Here is a 25,267-nt window from a genome sequence, read left to right as displayed (position 1 = left end):
CTTGCGGATGTGGTTTAACACCACAGGTTCGCTATCAGCGTTAATTAGAATTAGATTTTGCCTACAAGGTCTAAAGATGGCGCTAGCGTTTCTTCACCTTCTTTCCATTTTGCAGGGCACACTTCACCTGGGTGAGAAGCTACATACTGAGCCGCCTTGATCTTACGCATTAGGTCTTGTGCATCACGGCCAATGCCTTCAGCGGTGATTTCCATCGCTTGGATAACACCTTCTGGATCGATAACGAAAGTCGCGCGGTCTGCTAGGCCTTGACCTTCACGCATCACACCGAAGTTATTGGTGATGTTGCCAGTTTGGTCGCCGACCATGTAGTAGTTGATTTTACCGATCGTGTCAGAACTGTCGTGCCATGCTTTGTGAGTGAAGTGAGTGTCAGTAGAAACTGAGAACACTTCAACGCCGCGTTTTTGTAACTCTTCATAGTGATCAGCAAGGTCACCAAGTTCGGTTGGACAAACAAACGTGAAGTCAGCTGGATAGAAGAAGAACACGGCCCATTTACCGAGAACGTCTTTTTCTGTGATTTCTACGAACTCACCGTTTTTGTATGCAGTTGCGCTAAATGGTTTGATTTGAGTGTTAATCATTCTTTACTTTCCTTTTCTGTAAGTTTTTGATTTCGCAATGTGTTGCGCTCGGTAAGTATATTCCCACTTTGACTTGATAAAGGAAAATTGCTTATGTCTATCCTATTGATAGGTGAAAGCTATTTAATGAAAGCTATGTTATCCAGGGAAAAATCATGAACATGCCCATGTTTAAAGGGTTTATGGCATAGTAAGTTCACGGTTTTCTTGTTCCGATCGATAACGCTATCACACAACAAGCAATTAACCGATGATCAATTTGACGATCATTTTCAGTGTTTTCTAATACCTTCATAGACAAAATGGAGGTCAAAAACGATGAGTAACCAGCACCCATTTATGCATTTCGATGTCATCCCAGATTACCGTCAACAAGGTAAAGTCGAACACAAGTTAACGGATATCATTTTGTTAACAATCTGTGCAGTACTTTCCGGACAGGATGATTGGAAAGCCATTCATCTTTACGGCACAAGGTGGCTAGATTTCCTCAAACGCTTTGGTGATTTTAGTCATGGTGTTCCTTCTGCTATGACCATAGCTAGAGTGATGGGCATGATTAATGCGACACGCTTACAAAAGTGTTTTATCGAATGGATGAAATCGTGCTGTGAACTCACTGACGGTGAAGTGATAGCGATAGACGGTAAAACTGTTCGAGGGTCTTATGATGATTCTCGTGGGCTTGGTGCGATTCATATGGTTAATGCGTTTGCCACAGAAAATGGCGTGTGTCTGGGACAGCATAAAGTTTACGAGAAATCTAATGAGATAACCGCCATCCCTGATCTGCTTCAAGTGCTTGATATATCAGGTTGTTTAGTGACCATTGATGCGATGGGTTGCCAAAAGAAAATCGCACGAAAAATCCTTGAAAAGAACGCAGATTACTTGCTGGCAGTAAAAAGAAACCAAGGTCGTCTTGAGCAAGCTTTTAATCATTATTTCAATATGGGCATGCTGCAACAACATGACGGTGATTCTTACAGTACTCAAGAAACATCGCGAGGCCGAAAAGAAACACGATTAGCCTTAGTGAACGAAGATTTAAGTGTTTTGGGTGATCTTGAATTTGATTGGCCGGGGCTTAAAACGATGGGAATTGTGGTATCTATTCGTCAAGAATCAGCAGTGGCTCAAGAATCGGATGTAACGGTTCGATATTATATTAGTTCGAAAGCGCTCAGTGCTAAAGAATTGTTAAATGCTTCGCGCTCGCACTGGTTAGTTGAGTCGATGCATTGGATGTTGGATACAGAATTTGGTGAAGATGCTTGCCGTAAACGAGCGGAAGCACGAGCAGAGAATTTCGCAAGGATCAGACAGATGTGCTTAAACATGCTAAAAAGTGAAACGACGCTGAAAGCGAGCATTAAACACAAACGAGCGATGTGCGCGATGGATCCAGAGTATCTTTTGAAGGTTTTGGGAAGCCTTTATTTACGGGAATGCTCATGATTTTTCCGTGCTATGTTATCCAGATATGTTTGAAAAATACAAACCAATACAAAAAGTTGCTGTATTTATCAGTCACTAAAATTACACTGGATGCATATCATAAGGATGAGAGGTAAGGATTATTTATGCGTAACACAATAGGTCTTTTATTGGTCGGTGGATTGGTTGCTGGACCAGTAGTGGCAACAGAATCGACAGAAGGGCAAACCAGTTTCTCAACTCGTATTATTGACGGAGATGAAGCACAAAAAGATCAATGGCCTTTTATGACTGCGTTGATAAGAAGCCAAGCGAGCAATAGCTATCAAGGACAATTTTGTGGGGCGAGTTACTTAGGTGATGGGTGGGTGTTGACCGCAGCCCACTGTGTGGAGAGAATCAACTTTAACGATTTCCATGTGCATATTGGTGTGCATAATTTGCTCAAAACGATTGGCGAAGATGAAAATGAAGGTGAACGTGCCGAGATTAAAGCAGTTTATGTGAATGAAAGTTATGCTGAGCCTGGTAATTACAGCAATGATATTGCTTTGATTGAGTTAAGGTCGAAACCTAATGCTGACGCAGTAGCACTAAAAACAACTGAAGGAGATCTGTCGGAAGGGCAAACTTTAACAGTCATGGGCTGGGGCAATACTGTGCCTGATCGCAATACGAAACCTAATTATCCGTGGATACTTAACCAGGTCGATGTGCCTTATGTACTGAGAGCAACTTGCCAAAATCTTGGTGGTGATTATAGCGATATTGGTGATGATGCCATTTGTGCTGGATTTAGTGAGGGCGGTAAAGATTCTTGCCAAGGTGACAGTGGTGGGCCATTAGTGAGAATCCTTAATGGCGTCACAGAGCAGGTTGGTGTGGTGAGTTGGGGAGACGGCTGTGCTCAGCCAAACGCCTATGGGGTTTATGCTAATGTTGCTTATTTTCAAGATTGGATCGCTGAGATAAAAGAATCGGGTATCAGTTATACCCAATATACTTATCGTAAAGTCACTCAACCAACCGTAGAAGAAGAGTTTGTCATAGAGAATACCTCTGATACGGCATTATCTATTCTTGACATAGAACTTGAGCCTGATTCCAAACTCACCATAACAACCAATACTTGTATTGATGCGCCTTTGGCTCCTTCTGATAGCTGTAGTATCCGTGTCACATCAGCCTCCAAAAAACTGTTTACTCAACCGGATGATATTCGCGAGGTACAACAGTTAGTAGTGAAGACTGACCGCTTGAATGATGAATTATCGCTTTTCTTGGTGTTTGAACGTGATAAACCAGCCTTGCCTTCTTCTTCCGGCTCAGGCGGCAGTATCGGTTGGTCTTTATTTGGGTTAGGCTTACTCGGCTGGTTCCGTTTTCGTAAAGGAGTAAGATTGTGATAAGAGTCGTATTCAGTACATTATTAGTATTCATATTGAGCGCTTGTAGCGGCGCTGAGAGTGCAGCAACTGACCCTGTGGTTGGAGATAAAATTCCTCTACTGAGTTATCAAGTCAACCCCAATCATATCGCCTTTGAAGCGCTAGGTAATGGATGCAGTCAAGCAGATCATTTTGCGCTACAAATCGATTCAATTCATCGACAAGCAGCAACGGTATCAGTGATACGCGTTAAACAAGATATGTGCCGCCGTATGCCGATGTGGGAATCGTTCACGCTTGCTTTACCTAAAGAGCTCCAAGGTAAAACCCTTTCTGTGACCAACCCCCAAGGGCAGGCAGATAGTAAAGGTTAATAATCACAACGTGTTTATGGTTTGTGAGATAAACCAGCGGCGCAGTGCCTAGTTATGGCTGCGCCGTTTTTAGTCGTCACGCATTAGGTCATCGACGAGCGATAGTGGCTGCCATTCAGAACACTCTAAATCGTTAACTAGACGATTCAACGTTAATCGAGCCACTATTGAAGAGGATCATTCGGTACAAAAGTTAATCCCGATACTGACTCTTTCTCCTTTCTTTTTATCTGATTCTTCAACAAATAATGATATCAGTGCTAATTTTTAAGCTTTTCTACCCTTTATTGGTCGATAATACTTGAAATGTCCCATTAACTTTTGATTTACTCTGCGGCAGCATTACCAAGCTGAATGCAATTGACTTGGTGATATATGCTGAGCTGATGGACAATAGCCACCATTTGTCTATTGAGATAGCCACTCAGCTCATCGCAATAACTCAGCTTACTCTCTTTCTACTTACTGTGATGGGAGCGTAAACCATGGCTATTTTTCCTCATATATAGTGATGATTGAGGTCGATATAGAGTGTTTCGCTAAGTAGTTTGAGCATGGCAATGATTAATGGATGACATAAGGATAGAGAAATCAATGAGTGAAATCGCGGATAAGGAATCAACGCAAGGCCGTGGTGTACTGCGTTTTATTGCCCTTGCGGGACAGAAAATCCCAGACCCTATTGTGATATTTATGGTGCTATTTGCTGTCTGCTTACTCCTCACTGGGGTGATGAGCGGTGTGCAGTTTGTAACCACGGGGGCGGATGGCGCGAGCACCACGCACAGCATTAAAAACATGCTGGCAACCGAGCACGTGCGTTGGGTATTTGATAATGCGTTACTGCAAAACTGGCTAGCCTTTGGTGGCGGTGTACTGGGCGTCATTTTGATCGTCATGATTGGTGTCGGCATTGCCGAGCATTCCGGTTTATTGAGCACCGTAATCAAACGAGTAGGCACTAAAATCAGTGATCGTTGGTTACCTTTGCTACTGGTCTTTTTAGGGATTATGAGCTCGATCGCCAGTGATGCTGGTTATTTAGTCTTAATTCCTTTAGCTGGTATGCTTTACGCTGGTTTAGGTAAAAACCCACTAATTGGTATGAGTGCGGCATTTGCGGGTGTTTCTGCCGGCTTTAGTGCCAACTTGATCCCAGCTACGCCTTCAGACGTGATCATCGGCGTTAATGCCCGAGTCTTTGCTGAAGCACAAGGTGTGCCGTTTGTGAATGCGGCGGGAGAGGCGCTTAATCCTGCAACAATGCACTATTATTTTATTTTTGTTTCCACCATTTTGCTTGCCGCTGTTGGTGCTTGGGTGACGAAACGTTTCGTTACTCCACGCTTAGAGAAGATGAGTTATCAGCTTCCTGAAGATTTGAATTTAGATGACTTTAAAGTTACTGAGAAAGAGCAAAAGGGATTACGCGCTGCAGGAGTGGGTTTAGTTCTTGCGCTGTTAATGGTGTGGGGACTGATTGTTGGCCCATTAGCAACCTATACTGATGCCTCTGGTCGTGAAGTTACGCCGTACCTGAATAATGTCATTTTATTGATTGCCTTAGTTTTTACCATTATTGGTGTGTTTTTTGGTGTCGCGAGCGGTAAATTCAAGAAAGTGCAAGACGTTGTACAAGCGATGGTTAAGCAGATGAACACCATGGGCTATATCTTAGTCTTGACCTTTTTCTGCTATAACTTCTTGGCTTTACTTAGCTATTCCGGTCTTGGCACTTATATTACCTATCTTGGTGCGACTTTCTTGCAATCTCTTGGGCTGCAAAAATTCCCGATCTTATTGATTGTTGGTTTCTTGCTGACCACTGCGGTGATTAACCTCTTTGTGGGTGGTCTAACTTCGAAATGGATGCTATTAGGCCCTATTTTTGTGCCAATGCTCTATCAAGTAAACCCGAATATGACGCCAGATTTAGTGGCTGCTGCTTATCGTGTTGCGGATTCATCAACCAATATCATTACGCCGATGATGAGCTATGCTGGGGTTATTTTAGCCTTTATGCGTAAGTACAAACCGGAGCTATCGTTTGGTGATGTGATTGCGATGATGATCCCTTATTCTGTTGCCTTCTTAGTTTCTTGGACAGTATTACTGATTGGTTTCTTCACACTTGGATTACCGTTAGGTTTCTAAAGTGATGTTATTCTAATAAAAAGCCCGATTGACTATCGGGCTTTTTTTGCCTCTCTGTCTTGGTTTTTGACTTTTTATTGTTATCGTTACCACTGTTTTTGGCCTTTAAAATTTAAGATTTAAATGTTTATTTTATTTCATTTGAATGATCTTGTGTAAACGTTACCACTTTGAGGTTTTTATCACAGAAAAATAGATCTCTCTACTGATAGACTGAATGTCATTGAGGCAACGTTGAAGAGTAAGAGGGTTTATGAGTGTTTTGATTACTGGTGGGATGGGCTACATTGGCAGCCATACTTGTGTTCAGATGATTGAGGCGGGCCTTGAACCGATTATCATCGATAACCTATGTAATGCAAAAGTGGAAGTGTTAAACCGAATTGATGCGTTAACAGGAAAGAAACCTATCTTTTATCATGGTGATGTACGTGATGAGGCATTTTTAGATTCGGTCTTCACGCAGCATGATATCCAAGCTGTGATTCACTTTGCGGGCCTCAAAGCAGTTGGTGAATCGGTGGCAAAACCACTTGAGTATTATGATAATAACGTCAATGGTTCATTGGTCTTGACGCGCAGTATGCGTAAAGCCGGAGTGAAAAGTCTCGTCTTCAGTTCGTCGGCGACAGTGTATGGTGATCCAGACATTGTACCTATCACTGAAGATTCTCCAACAGGATCAACAACGAATCCATATGGTCGTAGCAAATACATGGTGGAGCAGTGCCTAAGTGATCTGTTCCACGCTGAAAACGACTGGAGTATTACCTTGCTGCGTTATTTCAATCCGGTCGGCGCACATCCATCGGGCCTGATGGGGGAGGATCCGCAAGGTATTCCCAATAATTTGATGCCGTTTATTGCACAAGTCGCGGTAGGTCGAAGAGAAAAACTCTCTCTATTTGGTAACGACTACCCAACACCAGACGGTACAGGTGTGCGTGACTACATTCATGTGATGGATTTGGCCGATGGACATCTTGCGGCACTTCAGTCTGTGGGAGAGAAATCGGGGTTGCACATTTACAACTTAGGTACGGGTAAAGGTTCTAGCGTACTTGAGATGGTTGACGCTTTCAGTGAGGCTTGCGGCAAACCAATCCCTTATCAAACATGCCCACGTCGTCCGGGTGATATTGCTCAGTGCTGGGCGAGTACAGAGAAAGCAGCGCGTGAATTGGGCTGGAAAGCGACGCGTAACGTAGCTGAAATGACGGCGGATACGTGGCACTGGCAAGTTAAAAATCCGAATGGCTATTCTTAGCATAATTGAACACATTGCTGTTTACTGTGCTTCTCACGCTGTTGGGAAGCTCAATTTGAAGAATCTTTAAAAGTTGAGTAAGTCAGATGTCAAATATTAAATTTAATCCCGTGGATCATCCTCATCGCCGTTATAACCCGCTGACGGGGCAATGGATTTTGGTTTCCCCTCATCGCGCAAAACGTCCTTGGAGTGGCGCTGACGAAAAGCCAGCGCTTGATGAGTTGCCAAATTATGATGACAAATGTTTTCTTTGTCCGACTAACGAGCGTATCTCGGGCGATATCAATCCAGATTACAAGGACACATACGTATTCAGTAACGACTTTGCTGCATTGATGGTGGGTTCTCCAGATGCGCCAGAGTCGGACAATCCACTGTTCAAAACGCAAGGCGTTCGTGGTTTAAGTCGAGTGATTTGCTTCTCTCCTGACCATAGCAAAACGCTGCCAGAGCTACCCGTTAATAAAATTCGCAACGTAATTGACACATGGAACGAACAAATCGAAACCTTGGGTAAAGAGTACGTATGGGTTCAAGTGTTTGAAAATAAAGGCGAGACAATGGGCTGCTCTCAGCCGCACCCACATGGTCAAATTTGGGCGAACAGTTTTTTACCCAATGAAATCGAGCGTAAAGAGCATCATCTCAAGACGTACTACCAAGAACATGGTACTAACTTGTTAGTCGACTACGCACTGGCTGAACGAGCAGATGGTTCGCGAACCGTCGTTGAAACGGAACACTGGCTTGCAGTAGTACCTTATTGGGCAGCATGGCCATTCGAAACGATGTTGCTACCGAAAGAGCATATTCGTCGTATGAGTGAACTCAGTGATGAACAACGTGATGATCTTGCTGTTGCCATCAAAAAACTCACCAGTCGTTACGATAATCTTTTCCAATGCTCTTTCCCTTATTCAATGGGTTGGCACTACGCGCCGTTTTTTGAACCGAGCACCAACATCGAACATTGGCAATTGCATGCGCTGTTTTATCCTCCATTGTTGCGCAGTGCTACCATTCGTAAATTTATGGTCGGTTATGAAATGCTAGCAGAAAGCCAGCGTGATTTAACCGCTGAGCAAGCCGCGCAGCGACTACGCGATGTCAGTGATGTGCACTATAAAGAACAATAATTTTGATTATTGTTGAAGCTCTACCTATTTAAGAGATGTGATAATCGTGGCTTGAGATTTGCGCTGCGATTAGAGAATTAAACTGTTTGAGAATTTACTATGTCTGATCTAATTCAAAATGTGAAAGCGTCTTTTGCGCAGGTGTTTGGTTACGCACCTAGCCATATTGTCCAAGCACCTGGTCGTGTAAATTTAATTGGTGAACATACCGATTACAATGATGGTTTTGTCCTGCCATGTGCCATTAATTATCAAACGATGGTGGCGGCAGCAAAGCGTACGGATAACCTCGTGCGCGTGGTATCAGTGGATTACGGTAACGAGGTTGATGAGTTTGATATCACTGAAGACATTCTCTTCCAACAAGACAAAATGTGGGCCAACTACATTCGTGGAGTGGTGAAGTGTCTGTTGGCTCGCGGATACCAGTTTACTGGCGCAGATATTTCAGTGAGTGGCAACGTACCTCAAGGTGCTGGCTTGAGTTCATCTGCAGCATTGGAGGTAGTTATTGGTCAAACGTTTAAGGTGCTGTTCAACCTCGAAATTAGTCAAGCAGATATTGCGTTAAACGGCCAGCAAGCAGAGAACGAATTTGTCGGTTGTAATTGTGGCATCATGGATCAAATGATTTCGGCTGAAGGACGTGAAAATCATGCCATGCTCTTAGATTGTCGTAGCCTAGACACTGAAGCGGTATCGATGCCAGAAGATATGGCGGTTGTGATCATTAACTCAAATAAAAAACGCGGTTTGGTTGATAGCGAATACAACACTCGTCGTCAGCAATGTGAAGAGGCGGCCCGAATCTTTGGCGTGACAGCATTGCGTGATGTGACGATTGAGCAATTTAACGAAAAAGTCGTTGAACTGGATGAAATGATCGCAAAACGTGCTCGTCATGTCATCACGGAAAACGATCGTACTTTGGCTGCTGCTCAGGCTCTTCGGGCGCACGACATGAAGCTGATGGGGGAGTTGATGGCGGAATCACACGCATCGATGCGAGATGATTTCGAAATCACTGTACAAGAAATAGACACCTTGGTTGAGATGGTCAAAGACGTGATTGGCATTCAAGGGGGCGTACGCATGACAGGTGGTGGTTTTGGAGGATGTGTAGTTGCTCTCGTTCCGCCAGCGTTGGTCGATGCAGTAAAAGCAACGGTTGAAGCAAAATATCAAGCAGCGACAGGCTTAACTGCGTCAATTTATGTGTGCCAAGCCAAAGATGGTGCCAGTTTAGTTGAAGTCTTGTAAGGGTATTTGATGAACGCACATTTTGAACTTCTAGAACAAGCTATGGCTAAAACGCCGTCGTTTGATGGCCAAGTCGCAAATTTGATTCATCTTACTAACGCGAATGGTATGACCGCATCGTTTATGGATATCGGCGCAACGTGGCTGAGTTGCACACTACCAGTGAATGGTGAGAATCGTGAAGTGCTATTGCGTTCGCCAAATATGGCTGAACACATGAAGCAAGGCGCTTACTTTGGTTCTATTGTTGGTCGTTTTGCTAACCGAATTGCCAAAGGCCAGTTCGAGATAGATGGAAAATCGTATCAAACGGGTATCAATAATGGTGACCATTCACTGCACGGTGGGTTGGATGGCTTTGATAAGCGACGTTGGAAAGTCGAGGAACAAAGTATTCAACATGTGGTTTATTCGCTTCAATCGCCAGATGGTGACCAAGGTTATCCTGGTAATCTCGATATTAGTGTGACTTACAAGCTCACTGATGATAATGAATTGTCTATCTCCTATGACGTGACGACGGACAAAACATCACCAGTAAATTTAACCAATCATACTTACTTTAATTTGGCCGGTGAGGCAAGCCGTGCGAAAAGTTTAGATCACGTTTTACAGCTTCATGCGGAGTATTATTTGCCTACTGATGCGGGGTTAATTCCTCTTAGTGAGCAGAAGTCGGTTTTAGGTACCAGTTTTGATTTCACTGATCTCAAACCGATTGGTCAAACCTTTCTTGCTGAGCAGGATCAGAAAATGGCTGGTGGTTATGATCACGCTTTCGTATTCGTACCAGAAGTGACCGATGGCATATCTACCGCCGCGATTCTGATTGCACCAGAAAAAGAGGTAGTGATGACGATTAAAACCACAAAACCAGCCGTCCAGTTTTATTCGGGTAATTTCTTAGCTGGCACTCCTGGTGCAAGTAAAATCTATGAATCTTATGATGGTCTTGCTTTAGAAACACAGTACTTTCCAGATGGCCCAAACAAGCCACAATGGGGACGAAACCGAGGGATATTGATGCCGATGGAACGTTACCAACATCGGACTATTTATCAATTTGAATGTTAGTGCGCATCTTCATTATGTCCCGTTATACATTTACTGAAGATCAACACGCAATTTTACGAGAGAAGTTGCAGCGAGGTGAATTTGCTGAAGGTGTAGATGTTAAGTCTGTAAAACCACATGAAGCATTGAGCTAGATACCCACAATTGTTTATAGTTAAAGCCCGCTTAATAAATAGTGCGGGCTTCTTATCGTAATTAGATTGCTGATCAGCAGCGTTCGACAGAGTTTCTACGTACGAGAGTTGGGGTGAATATGGCTGTTTCTTCTTCAATCACGTCATCACGTGATAATGCCAAAGCTAAGTGAGCGGCGCGTTCAGCCATCATCTCAATAGGATAACGAATCGTAGTAAGACTTGGATGAACAAAACGAGCAATTAATCCATCATCAAAGCCAATGATAGAAATCTGATTGGGCACTTCAATCCCATTTTGTTCTAAGGTCACCAATGCGCCTGCCGCCATATAATCGTTATAGGCGACGACTCCCGTGATCTCTAATGACTTTGCTAATAGATTAGTCATAGCGAGTTCGCCGCCATCGCTATTAGGGTGGCCGTACTCGATGTAGCTTTTAGGTAGCTCAATACCATAGTCACTGAGCGCGGCTTGATAACCTTGTAGACGTTCATCGGTATCTTCTATGTCTTGTGAGGAGGCAATACAAGCAATTTTTCGATGACCATGACGAAGTAAATATTCCGTTGCTAAGAATGCTCCTTTGCGGTTATCGAGTGAAATACAGCGCTCGGCTAGCTCTGGGATATAGCGATTAATCAGTACCATACCTTTGACCTCTTTGGCGTAACCAATCAACTCCTCATCAGATAAGCCTTTAGCATGCACCACGAGTGCATCACAACGGTTGTTGATGAGTAACTCTAAGGCTTGGCGCTCATCATTGGGGTTATGGTATCCATTACCGATCAAGATGTGTTTACCATTTGCTCGGGCAATGGTATCGACGGCTTTGACTAAAATACCAAAAAAGGGATCAGAGACATCTGAGACTAAGACGCCCATTGTTTTTGTGCTCTGACTAACGAGAGCACGAGCGGCCGCATTGGGTCGATAACCGAGGGCATTCATTGCTTCTGTAACGGCGTGGATTGACGCTTGACTGGCTTTCGGGGATTTATTGAGTACGCGGGAAACGGTAGCAACGGATACGCCCGCAGCTTTTGCAACATCTTTAATGGTAGCCATGGGTAATATATAACCTTTCATTTTAATTAAGTGATGAATACACTCACACAACGGTTGGTGAGCGGACTACGTTAATAGCCTAAAGAGAGGTTCTCATCAGCGTCTTTAATGGCAGATTTAGCCTAGTAAGTCAGATTGATAATAATACCATGAATCAATAATAATTTTTCGACTAATTGATTGAATAATATATTGATTAATTATTCAAGCTGCGTATTTTTTGACTACCAATTAATCTTCTTAAGGGATGTTTTGATTGATAACGGCCACAGTAGAACGTCTAACCAGTATCGGTAAGAATAGACGTTGGGTATGGGATTGTATTGCCTCTTTATTTATCAACTGAGTTGAAAGTTTGACGGCTTCAGCGGCCATGACTTGTATGGGGTAACGAATAGTGGTTAGGCGAGGGTAGATGTAACGTGCGATATGACCATCGTCAAAGCCTACAATAGAGACATCTTGAGGGATTCGTATTTCATTTTCTTGTAGTAATGCCATACAACCTGCAGCCATATAGTCGTTATAGGTTGCAATTGCAGATAATGGTATATTTTTGGCGAGAAGGTTGACCATGGCTAACTCTCCGCCTTTTTCGTCTGGTTCTTCAAATTCAATATAACTTTCTTTTATCGTAATATGATTATCTCGCAGGGCATCATAGTAGCCTCGGAGTCGATCATGTGCATCTGCAATATCATGACTAGAACAAATATAGCCAATATCCCTATGACCATTTTTAATTAAATATTCAGTTGCAATGTAGGAGCCCTTATAGTTATCTAAAGCAACACAGCGAGACTCTATCCCAGGAATACTTCGATTAATCAGCACCATTCCCGGAATTTCATTAGCCAGTAGTCGAAGTTCTTCATCGCTCATACCTTTGCTATGTACAACTAAAGATTCGCATTGGCTATTGATCAGTAGGTTGATGGCGTTTCTTTCTTTATCAGCATCATGGTACCCACTGCCTATCAGTAGTTGTTTTCCTTGTTCGCTAGCGACGGTATCGATGGCTTTGACCATGCTGCCAAAGAATGGTGATGAAACATCGTTGACCAATACGCCAATAGTATTGGAGGATTTACTTACTAGCGCTCTAGCGTTTGCATTGGGTCGATAGCCCAATGCTTTCATTGCTTGTTGTACGGCTTTAACCGCTTTTTCACTCGTTTGGGGTGAGTTATTGATGACTCGAGAAGCGGTCGCTATGGATACACCTGCAGCTTTTGCAACATCTTTGATGGTCGTCATAAGGTTCTCTAATATTGTAGGCTGTGCCATTTAACACCCCATCACTAGAAAATTCAAACCCTATCAATGTAATTGTTGTGTTGTTTCAAGATATTGAGTTAACGACTTTAGAAAAAGCCCCTAGAGATAATCAAGGGGCTAAATCAACTTTAGTTAACTAACGGTGTTAAGTATGGATTTTAAAGTGAGACGATATTGATAGGATTTCGCACAAAGTTGATACTCTTTATGTACGCTTGGGCTCCATGAGTCGTCACCACCGACCCCCATATGTTGATGATCAATCCTTACATATATTTTATCTTCTATGATCAGTTCATTGGTATGTTTTGCTTGGGTTAACTGTTCTTGATTATATTGACTAACACTAAATTGAAAGTTTCCTATAATTTCTAATTGGTTAAGGCTTAACCTTTGAACGTTGCAACGTAGCCCGTTATCGGTCGGGAAGATATAGGGTGTGTGCATTTGCTGTAATGTTTTTTCGTAACAGCCAAAACGTGCAGCGGACAAGCGATCTGGATAGTTTTCAAATGGACCTAAGCCTTGCCATGTAATGATAGGATTTTTCTCATTCAAGGGCAAAATGAGCTCCAAACCAATGCGTGGTATTGGAGGGAGTTCGTCGGCTAGTTTTACATCAACGTTTAGTTGCATCTCTCCACTATTTTTTAGTGTTTGTGTCCAAGTGGTGATCGCTTGAATGACGCCATTAAACTGATAAGCGAAACTTGAAGTTACTTGCACCGAGTGTGTTAGTGTTTCACTATAACAGCTTACACATTCGCGCTTCCATCGGCCAATACCAGCGTTGTCCCAACGGCATACCCAAGCGTTTGGATCCACATTATCCACTTCACTTATACCGATGTCGTTATCCAGTGGTGCTCGGAAGAAGTTGTCTTGTGGCGCAGCTAGTAGCTGAGCTTTACCGTTGACTTTCCAATCAATCATCAAGCCTGTTTGGCTATCCCAACACCATTGATGCTGACCATCTAGGCTCGTGACCATAATCATGTTGTTGGTTTGGCTCGTTAGTGGTGGTGGTTGGATTTCCAGCTTCGGCATCATTAGGCCTTTGCTATGACAAAGTGCAAACTGTTCCGAAGCACAGATGTGGCCAGCGGGTGCCCAAAGTGTCTTTTCAACCAAGATAATGTCAGTATTTAAGTGATATTGTGCGTCTAATCGGGGGGCAAAATTTAAATCAACCGATATGATTTCTTGGCTATCTGCCTTGATATTCAGTGCGATTGAACCAGATTGAATCGCTTTGCCATTTTCCAACAGTGACCAGTTTAATTGTTCGTTATCGGTAGTACGGAATAAATGTTCATTTGTCACTAATAGCTGACAAACTCCATTCGTTTGTTCTTGTAGTGAAACGCTAATCATACGTTGACAATGTTTGGCTTCTTCTAACGTAGGGTGTACCGTGCGATCTGGGAAAATCAAACCATTGATGCAGAACTGTCGGTCGTTGATTTCATCACCAAAATCTCCACCATAGGCCCAAAAGTGTTGTCCATTCTCATCCCACTGGCTTAAGCCTTGATCAACCCAATCCCAAACAAAACCACCTTGAAGGCGAGGGAATTCTCGAAATGCATCCCAATACTCGTTAAAACTGCCTAGACTATTGCCCATGGCATGGGCGTATTCACATAATATTAGTGGGCGAGTTTCATTGGGTAAAGAAATCCATTTCTTGATTGACCATTTTGGTACGGCTTCATCTTTTATCGTTGTATTCACGCGGGCATACATAGGGGCAATGATATCCGTTGCCTCTGTGTTAGCTCCACCTCCTTCGTATTGTACTGGACGAGAAGGGTCGTAATTTTTTGACCAAGCGTACATTGCATTATGGTTACTGCCATGACCAGATTCGTTACCCAACGACCAAATAATAATCGACGGGTGATTCTTATCACGCATGATCATTTGGGTATAGCGACTCATGTAGGCGTGTGCCCATTGTGGATCGCTTGAAAGGCGATTCATCGGTTGCATACCGTGAGTTTCGATATTGGCTTCATCGCATACATACAAACCGTATTGATCACACAGTTCATACCAACGTGGGTGATTGGGATAATGAGCGGTACGAACTGCGTTGAAGTTGTATTGTTTCATTAGACAGATATCGCGGATCATATCTTCTTCTGTCATGACATGGCCTAGCTCTGGATGATGCTCATGGCGGTTAACGCCACGGATCAACAAGGGTTTACCATTGAGTTTCAATTGACCATCACGGATTTCTACTTTTCGAAAACCAACTTCATATGCTTCACTTTCTTGGTGGTGACCATTTTCATCCAATAATGAGACGATTAAGCGGTATAGATGGGGAGTTTCTGCGGTCCATTTTTTAGGGTTATGTAGATTCAGCGTCTGGAATACCACGTCATTCCATGTACCACGCTCATCAATACGACGGTTATGTGGTCGATCAATTTTTGGTTCTGTTACTGCCTGCTCGCCCTCAAAAAGTTGGACTTGAACTTGGTAAGTGTCTGGCGCTGAAATGTGAGTCACGATAGACAGAGAACCATCACGATAACATGCGTCGAGATCCGGAGTAATGAAGACATCTTCAATGCAGTGCTTAGGTTTAGAAAGTAGGGTGACATCTCGGAAAATACCACTGAGCCACCACATGTCTTGGTCTTCTAAGTAACTGCCGTCACACCAACGAATCACCATTACGGCAAGCGTATTTTCGCCTACAACAAGGTGTGGTGTCAGGTCAAATTCAGCGGGTAAACGACTATCTTGGCTATAACCCACCCATGCCCCATTACACCAAAAGTGGAATGCAGAGTTAACACCATCAAAGATGATGCGTTGAGTATGGGTAAGATCGTCTGCTGATAGTGAAATGATGGTTCGGTAGCAGCCCGTTGGGTTCTCTACTGGAACAAATGGTGGTTTTACCTCAAATGGATATTTGACGTTAGCATAGATGGGCTTGTCGTAACCTTGTAGCTGCCAGTTGGAAGGAACCGTGATCTCATCCCAGTTTTCATCATTAAAACTGGTTTCAATGAATTGTCCATCGACTAGTTCTGGTTTATCGAAGAGCTTGAATTTCCACTGACCATTGAGTGATTGACGTTGAGCATGAATACCATCACGAGCATGGTCAATGTGACGAAAACTGTGAAGTGGGCTATGTGCTTTTAGGCAGTGAATGTTCACGGACTGCGGATTCTCCCAGTCACGTCGTTGAATAATATCTACAAATGTTGTCATGAATTCTTTACCTAATCATCGGTTTTTAAATAAAGTTTTAAGGAGAGCTTAAGCGTTTTAGTTAACGGTAACCTATGGTTGTTGCTAATTGATTGACTCGCCAAATTTCAGCTTGTGTATAGAGGCTAAATCCCAGCGTTCTCACTTGTCTTTTTACTTTATGTCTCTGGATTTATTTTTCGCTAAGCTTCTAATCTGGCAAATAGTATAAATAAATTTGGAAACGTTTTCATGATGAAGGTAGCATTTTAATATTGACTATTGTTAGGGAGTTGTTTTTGTGATTCTTATCATGTTTTCATGAGGCGTTAAATAAGTAAGAGACAAGAATACCTAATAGAATGTGCTGGCATAGGTAAGGAAAAAGAACAGGTTTACACACGTGATAACGGATCTCAACGTCTTGAGAAAACGAGTATTGATCTCAATCGCTAGCAGTAAGGTTGGCTAATGGAGAAGACTATAATAACAGGACGTGCGCTATTTCATTGGGTCGGATTACGTTTTTGACGCACTAAACTGTGCCTTCTTGTTTTCTGACTCTTTTCGTCATAAAAATAACTAATGCTAATAAATATTTCCAAAGCTTTGCGCATGAAATGGAAACGTTATCATTATTTGTCGAAGCTCACAGTTTATTTCGTCAATTTATTTATCATACCAAACTGTACCCAACATCAAGGTAAGAAACATGCGGCAAAAAACACTGGTTCAACTAACAGGTAAGCAGACTCAACTCATTGTTGAGCTTGGAGATTATGCTGAAATCTTATATTGGGGGATAGATGTGGGGGATGGCGTTGAGCGATCGCGTCTCGCTTTGTCTCGTCCTGTACCATATGGGCGTTTAGATGATGATGTACCAATGACTTTGCTTCCTGAGCTTGGCCGCGGAGTGTTTAGTAGTCCGGGTTTGGAAGGTCATCGTGATGGTCAACATTGGGCCCCCGTATTTGTGATAACTCAAATCGAGAAAAATAAAGATAATATTGTTATTGAGAGTGAGGATGTCACTGCTGGTGTTCATTTAAAAACGGAGTTAAAACTCGATGAACATGATGTTTTGCAAACTCGCAGTACGTTGACCAATATTCGAGCAGGAGTTTACCAAGTTAATCGTTTTGCTAATACGCTCCCTCTGCCTGTTCGTGTTAATGAGTTGATGACCTATTATGGGCGCTGGGTGCATGAGTTCCAAACTGTTCGTCAGCCCCTGTTACAAGGTGGTTATCAACAAGAGAACCGACGCGGTCGAACTTCTCATGAGCATTATCCTGCGCTTGTTGCTGGGACTTCGCATTTTGATGAAATGAACGGAGAGGTATGGGGGTTCCATTTCGCTTGGAGTGGAAATCATCGATTAAGAGTCGATGTAAAAGCAGATGGTCGTCGTTACATGCAAGCTGAAGTCATTTATTTCCCTGGAGAAATCGCGCTCAAAGAGGGTGAAAGTCTCACAACTCCTTGGCTTTATGCAAGTTATAGTCATTCGGGGTTGAATGGAATGAGCCATCATTTCCATTCACACGTCAGGGATGCCATTTTATCGAAAAGCTTTCGTGATAAACCTAGACCCATTCATTTAAATACATGGGAAGGTATCTACTTTGATCATAATCCTGAATATATTATGTCAATGGCAACCCAAGCAGCAGAGATGGGCGTTGAGCGTTTTATTATTGATGATGGATGGTTTAAAGGAAGAAATGGCGATAAAGCTGGCCTAGGAGATTGGTTTCTATGCCCATCTAAGTACCCGAATGGCTTACAGCCTATTGTTGAACATGTGAATCAATTAGGTATGGAGTTTGGATTGTGGTTTGAACCTGAGATGATCAATATAAACTCCGATCTCTTTCGCGCACACCCAGAGTGGTTGCTAGCTATTGATGGATATGAGCAACCCACTGGACGCAATCAATATGTGATTAATCTACAGAATGAAGAAGCTTTTAACTTCTTATTTGAGCGACTTGACTATTTTTTATCAACCTACAATATTGCCTATATCAAGTGGGATATGAACCGTGAAGTTGTTCAACCGGCTCATCTAGGCCAAGCCTCAGCGTACAATCAAACATTACGTTACTATGAATTGGTCGATAAAGTTCGATTCAAACATCCTCAAGTTGAGATTGAATCGTGTGCTGCTGGAGGAGGGCGTATTGATTTTGAGGTGCTTAAACGAACACATCGTTTCTGGGCTTCAGATAATAATGACGCACTAGAGCGTCAAACGATTCAGCGTGGGATGAGTTACTTTTTCCCGCCAGAAGTGATGGGAAGTCATATAGGATCGAGCCATTGTCATAGTACCCGAAGACGGCACAGTATAGAATTTCGTGGTTTGACTGCGCTATTTGGCCATATGGGGATAGAGTTAGACCCTGTTAAAGAAACAAAATCAGAAAAAAAAGGTTTTGAGCGTTATATTAAATTACACAAGCTATTGCGTCCATTACTACACAGTGGCAGAACTTGGCGAGTCCCTTCAGATGACCAAGCGCACCAAATTCATGTTGTGGTAGCGAATGATCAATCTGAAGCGGTTGCGATGATCGCTCAGCTTGCGATGCCAACTAATTCATTAAGCGGCCAACTGAGAGTTCCGGGATTAGCGCCACAAGGCTTATATCGAGTTTTTCTTCTAGATAAACCTTCAAATTACGATGATATTGTTAATTATCAGCCCCTCTGGACTGAGTCTGGTTGTGAAGTTTCGGGTTTATGGTGTGAGGAGGTTGGTCTAACAATGCCAATTTTGGATCCTGAAACGGCAATATTGGTCAAGTTCGAACGTATGGATTAAGTGTATTCGTTAAATCCTCACTGTTGATATTTTTAGGCCGTTTAACCTTCTGGTTAAACGGCTGTTCGCGTTGCTTAAAAGTAATGTTAACCATAATTTGATCATTATAAAGTTTTGATTTTAATCGTTTTTAATGTTAGTTAGGGATTATTTATGTGCTATGTCTCATTTTTTAAATCTCCAATGTAAACGTTTCCATAAGCTGGTGATAGATCACAGTAAGGTATCAGGTGTATAGATAGCATTAGTGTCGAACAATAAATAAAAGACATTGATGCCATGAGTTCTTATCAAGAAACTCATGGCAGTACGATACTAAGGAACGATTATGTCTGAGAAAATTACGCTACAAACTAAGGTCTCTTACGGCCTTGGTGCACTCGGTAAAGATTTTGCCTGTGCTCCTATCTATATCTTCTTAATGTTCTACTTCACTGACGTTGCAGGTTTACCCGCAGCTTTCGTTGGTACCTGCCCGTATTATTGATGCGATTACTGACCCTATGATGGGAGTCATTGTCGATAATACGCGTTCAAAGTTTGGCAAATTCCGCCCATGGATTGTCATTGGTACACTTTTAAATGCGGTTGTTCTAGTTGGCCTGTTTAGCACACACATGTTTGAAGGTACAACGCTTTATATCTATGCTGCCGCCGCTTATATTTTGTGGGGATTAACATACACCATCATGGATATTCCTTACTGGTCAATGATTCCAGCACTATCCAGTTCTCGCCAGGAGAGAGAAAAATTAGTGGTATGGCTGCGTTTATTTGCAAGTCTTGCTTGGTTTGTGACCGGAACTTATGGTCTGTATATTGTTGGCGAGCTAGGGCAGGGTGATCAAGGTAAAGGATTTTTTAATGTTGCGATGCTGATTGCTGTACTATTTATTATGAGTGCTTTTTTAATTGCGCGTAATGTAAAAGAAAAAATAGCCCCTCCGATGACGATGGCAAAATTTAGCTTTAAAGATGTATTAACGATTATTGGAAAAAATGATCAACTTAAAGCACTGATTGGTACCGTTCTTTCATTTCAAATCGCGAACCTTCTTGTTGGTGGTTTTGCTATCTATTATTTTTCTTATGCATTAAATAAAGCAGAATTATTTCCTGTTTATATGATGTTTGCCGGTATTGCTGAGGTAGCTGGTGTGTTTTTATTCCCGAGAATTGCAGCCTTATTACCTCGTAAATATTTGTGGATGATTGCCTGTGGCTTTCCAATTTTATCCTGCTTTATTTTATTAATTATGGGATTTGTTGCTCCGGCCAATGTAATTATCATTGGAATCACAGGGGCAGCTATCAAATTTGGTGTGGGTATTGCCAATGCTCTTCAAACCGTAATGTTGGCTGATGTCGTGGATTATGGTGAATATAAAACTGGACGTCGTAGTGAAAGTGTTATTTTTTCTGTGCAAACCATGCTGGTTAAATTTGCTGGTGCAGCAGGCGGTTTTATCGTGGGTATAGGTCTGAGCGTTATTGGATATGTACCCAACGTTGAGCAAACAGAGAGTACGATCGCTGGGTTAGAGTTCATCATGATAGGATTACCTGCCGTTTTAATGTTAGTGAGCGGTATGATTTATCAGCGTTATTACCATTTGCATGACGGTTTTGATGCAACCAAAATGAAAGAAGAGACTGTTCGAAAGCAAGTTGTAGCATAATTATATGATGAGCATCCTACGCTGACTGTTCAGGATGCTCGATCTCTTCGATATATAAAGTGGTTATCACACTTTGGAATAAAAATAGGTACGATAACCACCAATCAAATTGCGAGCTTTAAAGCCATTATTCACTAACTGGCGATAAGCGACGTTACCGCGTAACCCAACTTGGCAGTAGATGATGATCTCTTTGTCTTTAGGTAGCTCATTAAGCCGTTGGCGTAATTGATCAACCGGAATATTGATATCCCCTTGTAGATAACAACCCTCTTGGCGTTCTTCAGGATTGCGCACATCTAAAATGATCTGATCGTCACTCAGGGTTGCGAGTTGATCAAAGTGAATCGCTTTTGCATCACCTTTCATCAGGTTGGTAGCCACAAACGCCGCTTGGTTTATGACATCTTTTGCACTACCGTACGGTGGCGCGTAAGTTAACTCTAGGTGCTGAAGTTGTTCAACGGTCATACCAGCACGTTGCGCTACGGCCATCACATCAATACGTTTATCAATTCCGTCTTTGCCAACCGCTTGCGCGCCGAATATTTTGCCGCTATTGGGATCAAATAACATTTAAATGAGACAATTTCTGCTCCCGGATAGTAGCTGGCATGACTGGCGGTATGGACGTAGACTTTTTCGTATTCGATCCCTTCACGTTTTAACTGTTTTTCGTTTTTACCCGTTGAAGCAACGGCAAGATCAAAGACTTTACAAATAGCGGTGCCTTGCGTGCCTTGATAAGTTCCTTTGCGACCGAACATATTGTCGGCCGCCATTCTACCTTGCCGATTCGCTGGACCTGCCAGTGGCACGAGTGTTGGTTTACCCGTTACAAAGTCTTGCTCTTCAACCGCATCGCCAACGGCATAAATGAAAGGATCACTGGTTTGCATTTCTGCGTTAGTCCAGATGCCACCGAGTTGACCAATCTCTAATCCTGCTTGTTGCGCTAGTGTGGTTTCAGGCCGCACGCCAATCGCCATAATCAATAGCTCAGTAGTTAACGATTCGCCATTGCTTAATGTTAATGAAAGTTGGCCGCACAAATGCTGAGTAGAAGCTTGCTCGCCAGCATCAGTATTAGCAATGGAAGTGGTTGCAACAAACTCAACCGATTTTAATGCAACACCTAAACGTAAATCGATGCCTTGACTACGAATTTCATGGTGGACAAAGCCGGCCATTTCTCTATCGACGGGGGTCATGACTTGATCGGCCATTTCAATCAGCGTGGTTTTAATCCCAAGTTGATGAAAAGCTTCCATCATTTCTAAACCAATAAAACCACCACCCACTACCGTCGCGTGGGTAGGCTTATTCATCTGGATCGTTTGGATAATGCGATCCATATCGGGAATGTTACGCAGCGAATGGGTAAGTGGATTATCAAGACCAGCAATAGGAGGAACTATCGGACTTGCCCCTGGGCTAAGGAGTAAGAAATCATACGATTCGTGATATTCTGTACCATCGACAAGGTTTTTCACGGTAACCGTTTTTTCTGAGCGATTGATCGCTATCACTTCATTCATCACTCGCACATCCACGTTAAAACGAGCGAGAAAACTTTCTGGTGTTTGTAGTAGCAATTTGCTGCGATCTTGAATATCGCCGCCGATGTGATAAGGCAAACCACAATTAGCAAATGAAATAAACTGCCCCCGTTCAAATATGATAATTTCTGCATCTTCACTTAAACGACGAGCTCTGGCTGCGGCAGATGCGCCACCTGCGACGCCACCAATAATAACGATCTTGGTCATGATTACCTCTTCTAGCTTCTAAAAAATAGTTAGCTTTTAAAAATACTGGCAACAGTATAAGGCAATGCATTAGGTTTTTCTAATTTTTATTAATCTAAATAAGGGTTGACTAATTTAGTGGTTGGTTACTATTATATTGACAGTGTGACCGGAGAGAAGCGTATGGCTGAGATAAATATTGATCAAATGCAAGTTCATATTGATGAGGTCACGGAATTATTAAAAATTATGGCCCATCCTGAACGGATGATGGTGCTGTGTCAGTTAATTGAAGGTGAAGTCGCGGTAGCTCAGTTACAACAAGCGTCTTTATTGAGTCAATCAGCGTTATCGCAGCACCTTGCTTTACTGCGTAGACAGCGATTGATTAGCGCACGTAAACGCTCTCAACAAGTTTTTTATTCTTTGGCCGATCAGCGTGTTCAACAACTGATTGCCAGTTTACAACACATTTTTTGTCACCCAAATAACGCTAATTCATGATGAGGTAACTATGACATTTTCAATTCCTTGGTATTCGCTATTCGGCGGAATGTTACTCGGAGTCTCCGCTACTTTGTTGTTATTGCTGAACGGTAAAGTCGCTGGGATCAGTGGTATTCTTGGTGGTTTGTTAACTCCTAAAGCGCAAGATACCGCATGGCGCTGGCTATTTATTATTGGCTTAGTGGTGGGAGGCGTGTTTGGGGTGCGTTTATTGGCTGCGGAGGTGCCTTTGCAGTATTCATCGAGCACAGGGATGCTAATCATCGCTGGCTTACTGGTTGGTTTAGGCACTCGCTTAGGTAATGGCTGCACCAGTGGTCATGGAATCTGTGGGATTGGGCGTTTGTCGCTGCGCTCTATTGTTGCGACGGGGATATTTATGCTGGTTGCTGGCATTACCGTCTTTGTCCGTTTGCATCTTCTTTAAACGCATTACCCCTTTTATTAGTAAGGATAGATCATGAATACGTTCTTATTTCGTTTTACGTCACTGGTAACCGGCTTATTGTTTGGTCTCGGTATGGTGATTTCTGGTATGGCGGATCCGACCAAGGTGATAGGCTTTTTAGATGTTGCTGGCGCTTGGGACCCAAGCCTAATATTTGTGATGGGCGGTGCGTTATTGGTCTTTATGCCAGCTTATTTTATTGTGATTAAACCAAAAGCTAAGCCGCTTAATGCCTCTAGTTTTAGTTTGGCGAATAATCCCCATCTCGATAGTCGTCTGATTAGCGGTGCGGTTATTTTCGGCTTAGGATGGGGGATAGCAGGCATCTGCCCAGGGCCAGCAGTGTCAAGTTTGGCACTAGGTAACCGTGACGTATGGGTATTTTTTGTGGCAATGTTGACCGGTTTATTCGTCATGGGACAATGGCTAAAAACCAAAAATTAGTGACGGTATGTTAGTTATTTAAGATGTTTAGGTCTATGGCGTATTGAAAAATGTCATTCAATACGCCTATTTTTTTATCTGGTCTTAATAGACTGTAAAAGAATTACCAGTGAAATTGACCATTGATCGGACAATGATCACTCAGTCGGTAGCGCAGCACTTCATCAGCAGGAAAAACGATTTGTTGTATCTGTTGATACACGACTTGGCTGCTGACAATCATATGATCAATTAACGAACGAAAACGGTGCAGTGTATCTGGCTGACGGCGAGAGCGAACTTGGCAGCGTGCGGGCGTTTCTTGAGTCGCGAGTTGCACTGGCTTGTTTAACTCTTGGTTAATTATTTTCCATAGCCAATCGCCTTGGTAGGCGAGATTATGATTGAAATCCCCTAAGATCATAAACGCGTGTTGATGACGCTCTCGCTCTTGTAGCCAACGATTGAGTGCTTTGCCCTGAGTTTTTAAAATTTGGCAACTGTCAGTATTGGGATGGAAGGCTCCAGCGCATCCAGCTTTTAAATGCACTGAAAGCAAGTGGATCTCGTTCGGATTATCAGGATAGAGAATCACATACGTGGCGAAGCGTAGTTTATGATTAGCCCGTCCATAGAGATCAATATCAGCTGGTGTATCAAAAGGGATCGTTGATTTGATAGCAAAACCTGTATATTGATTGAGTTTACTGAATTGATGCTGCTGATGTTGTGGCATGGCGCGTTCAGATAAAACAATTCGATACTCATTACCCACCACCTTTTGGATGGCAGCAATACTATCCACTTCTTGAAAAGCCAGTACATCAGGTCTGAAACGCTGAAAATGTCGAGACAAGGCTTGAAAATCCGCTTCGCTACGTTTGCCCTTATCGTCAGGCGCATCGGGATTTAAGGTCAGCCATTCTATATTCCAGGTTGTGATACTGATCGGTTGTGCATAGCCACAAAATGAGCTGAGCAACACCACACACAGAGTCAATCGTGACAGAAATCGGGTTATCATGGTTATTTTCATCCGTTGAATCTTAAGTCCTTAGCCTAGCAGGCTTTTTAAAAAATCAATACGTTGTTTGAGAAAATGCCTATTTTCATCGTTTCTCAATAGATTGCGATCTCTGACCTCAATATCGTCTTCTTCTTGTCCATGGTCTGGTTTTTATTGATCTAAATCAATACGCCTCATGGCGGCATTTCGTCTAATGTGCCACAA

At 42.7% G+C, this 25,267-nt stretch carries 17 protein-coding genes and 3 pseudogenes; 14 read left to right on the top strand and 6 right to left on the bottom strand.

The features are described 5' to 3' along the window. Positions 1-50: 50 nt before the first annotated feature. Positions 51-608, bottom strand: a complete 558-nt coding sequence (ahpC, locus tag VIB_RS12585; protein ID WP_004396579.1) for an alkyl hydroperoxide reductase subunit C — start codon at positions 606-608, stop codon at positions 51-53. A gap of 318 nt (positions 609-926) precedes the next feature. On the opposite strand from ahpC, the gene VIB_RS12580 reads away from it, so the two are divergent. The 9 genes and pseudogenes from VIB_RS12580 to VIB_RS18365 form a co-directional block, all read left to right on the top strand. Further along, the gene (locus VIB_RS12580) at positions 927-2,066 is read left to right on the top strand and encodes an ISAs1 family transposase (RefSeq protein WP_004396577.1); all 1,140 of its coding nucleotides are present in this window, start codon (positions 927-929) and stop codon (positions 2,064-2,066) included. Between the two features lie 125 nt (positions 2,067-2,191). Beyond that, on the top strand, positions 2,192-3,451 hold the full coding sequence (locus VIB_RS12575) for a S1 family peptidase (protein ID WP_004396576.1): 1,260 nt from the start codon (positions 2,192-2,194) through the stop codon (positions 3,449-3,451). Next, positions 3,448-3,807, top strand: a complete 360-nt coding sequence (locus tag VIB_RS12570; RefSeq protein WP_050782746.1) for a hypothetical protein — start codon at positions 3,448-3,450, stop codon at positions 3,805-3,807. The genes VIB_RS12575 and VIB_RS12570 overlap by 4 nt, the downstream gene beginning before the upstream one ends. Positions 3,808-4,401: 594 nt before the next feature. Further along, positions 4,402-5,961 carry an AbgT family transporter gene (locus VIB_RS12565; RefSeq protein ID WP_004396572.1) on the top strand — a complete coding sequence of 520 codons (1,560 nt, stop codon included), beginning with the start codon at positions 4,402-4,404 and terminating at the stop codon, positions 5,959-5,961. Positions 5,962-6,214: 253 nt separating this feature from the next. Further along, positions 6,215-7,228 carry a UDP-glucose 4-epimerase GalE gene (gene galE / locus VIB_RS12560; RefSeq protein ID WP_004396569.1) on the top strand — a complete coding sequence of 338 codons (1,014 nt, stop codon included), beginning with the start codon at positions 6,215-6,217 and terminating at the stop codon, positions 7,226-7,228. A gap of 86 nt (positions 7,229-7,314) precedes the next feature. Continuing rightward, the gene (locus tag VIB_RS12555; protein ID WP_004396567.1) at positions 7,315-8,367 is read left to right on the top strand and encodes a UDP-glucose--hexose-1-phosphate uridylyltransferase; all 1,053 of its coding nucleotides are present in this window, start codon (positions 7,315-7,317) and stop codon (positions 8,365-8,367) included. Positions 8,368-8,466: 99 nt separating this feature from the next. Next, a complete protein-coding gene (gene galK, locus VIB_RS12550; RefSeq protein ID WP_004396550.1) occupies positions 8,467-9,627 on the top strand; it encodes a galactokinase in 1,161 nt (386 codons plus the stop codon). A 9-nt stretch (positions 9,628-9,636) separates the two neighbouring features. After that, a complete protein-coding gene (gene galM / locus VIB_RS12545; protein WP_004396549.1) occupies positions 9,637-10,701 on the top strand; it encodes a galactose-1-epimerase in 1,065 nt (354 codons plus the stop codon). After that, a pseudogene (locus VIB_RS18365) lies at positions 10,698-10,835 on the top strand (MFS transporter); the annotation flags it as partial. The gene galM and the pseudogene VIB_RS18365, both read left to right, overlap by 4 nt. Positions 10,836-10,908: 73 nt before the next feature. Here VIB_RS18365 and VIB_RS12540 read toward each other — a convergent pair. From VIB_RS12540 to VIB_RS12530, 3 genes are all read right to left on the bottom strand, one after another. Further along, positions 10,909-11,907: a substrate-binding domain-containing protein gene (locus VIB_RS12540; protein WP_004396547.1), complete on the bottom strand. Its 999-nt coding sequence runs from the start codon at positions 11,905-11,907 to the stop codon at positions 10,909-10,911. Positions 11,908-12,147: 240 nt separating this feature from the next. Further along, positions 12,148-13,164 carry a substrate-binding domain-containing protein gene (locus VIB_RS12535; RefSeq protein WP_040905065.1) on the bottom strand — a complete coding sequence of 339 codons (1,017 nt, stop codon included), beginning with the start codon at positions 13,162-13,164 and terminating at the stop codon, positions 12,148-12,150. A gap of 153 nt (positions 13,165-13,317) precedes the next feature. After that, complete coding sequence (locus tag VIB_RS12530) at positions 13,318-16,422, bottom strand: beta-galactosidase (protein WP_004396542.1); 3,105 nt, start codon at positions 16,420-16,422, stop codon at positions 13,318-13,320. A gap of 691 nt (positions 16,423-17,113) precedes the next feature. On the opposite strand from VIB_RS12530, the gene VIB_RS12525 reads away from it, so the two are divergent. Together VIB_RS12525 and melB are read left to right on the top strand one after the other, a co-directional pair. After that, complete coding sequence (locus tag VIB_RS12525) at positions 17,114-19,231, top strand: alpha-galactosidase (protein ID WP_004396541.1); 2,118 nt, start codon at positions 17,114-17,116, stop codon at positions 19,229-19,231. Positions 19,232-19,559: 328 nt separating this feature from the next. Next, positions 19,560-20,910: pseudogene (gene melB, locus VIB_RS12520) on the top strand (melibiose:sodium transporter MelB). A gap of 66 nt (positions 20,911-20,976) precedes the next feature. Here the strand turns inward: melB and VIB_RS12515 are convergent. Beyond that, a pseudogene (locus VIB_RS12515) lies at positions 20,977-22,679 on the bottom strand (FAD-dependent oxidoreductase). Between the two features lie 162 nt (positions 22,680-22,841). Between VIB_RS12515 and VIB_RS12510 the strand changes: the two are divergent. From VIB_RS12510 to VIB_RS12500, 3 genes are read left to right on the top strand one after another with little or no spacing between them, the layout of a single operon-like run. After that, entirely contained in the window at positions 22,842-23,162 is a 321-nt protein-coding gene (locus VIB_RS12510) for an ArsR/SmtB family transcription factor (RefSeq protein ID WP_004396534.1), read from the top strand. 10 nt (positions 23,163-23,172) lie between these two features. Further along, the gene (locus VIB_RS12505; RefSeq protein ID WP_040905060.1) at positions 23,173-23,592 is read left to right on the top strand and encodes a YeeE/YedE family protein; all 420 of its coding nucleotides are present in this window, start codon (positions 23,173-23,175) and stop codon (positions 23,590-23,592) included. A 33-nt stretch (positions 23,593-23,625) separates the two neighbouring features. After that, positions 23,626-24,057 carry a YeeE/YedE family protein gene (locus tag VIB_RS12500; protein WP_040905058.1) on the top strand — a complete coding sequence of 144 codons (432 nt, stop codon included), beginning with the start codon at positions 23,626-23,628 and terminating at the stop codon, positions 24,055-24,057. Between the two features lie 103 nt (positions 24,058-24,160). On the opposite strand, the gene VIB_RS12495 is transcribed toward VIB_RS12500, so the two are convergent. Beyond that, complete coding sequence (locus tag VIB_RS12495; protein ID WP_004396532.1) at positions 24,161-25,060, bottom strand: endonuclease/exonuclease/phosphatase family protein; 900 nt, start codon at positions 25,058-25,060, stop codon at positions 24,161-24,163. Between the last annotated feature and the right edge of the window lie 207 nt (positions 25,061-25,267).

The organism is Vibrio metschnikovii CIP 69.14 (assembly GCF_000176155.1).
Classification (GTDB): domain Bacteria; phylum Pseudomonadota; class Gammaproteobacteria; order Enterobacterales; family Vibrionaceae; genus Vibrio; species Vibrio metschnikovii.
The sequence above is the reverse complement of the archived record's forward strand: the minus strand, read 5'-3'. Positions and strand labels throughout refer to the sequence as shown.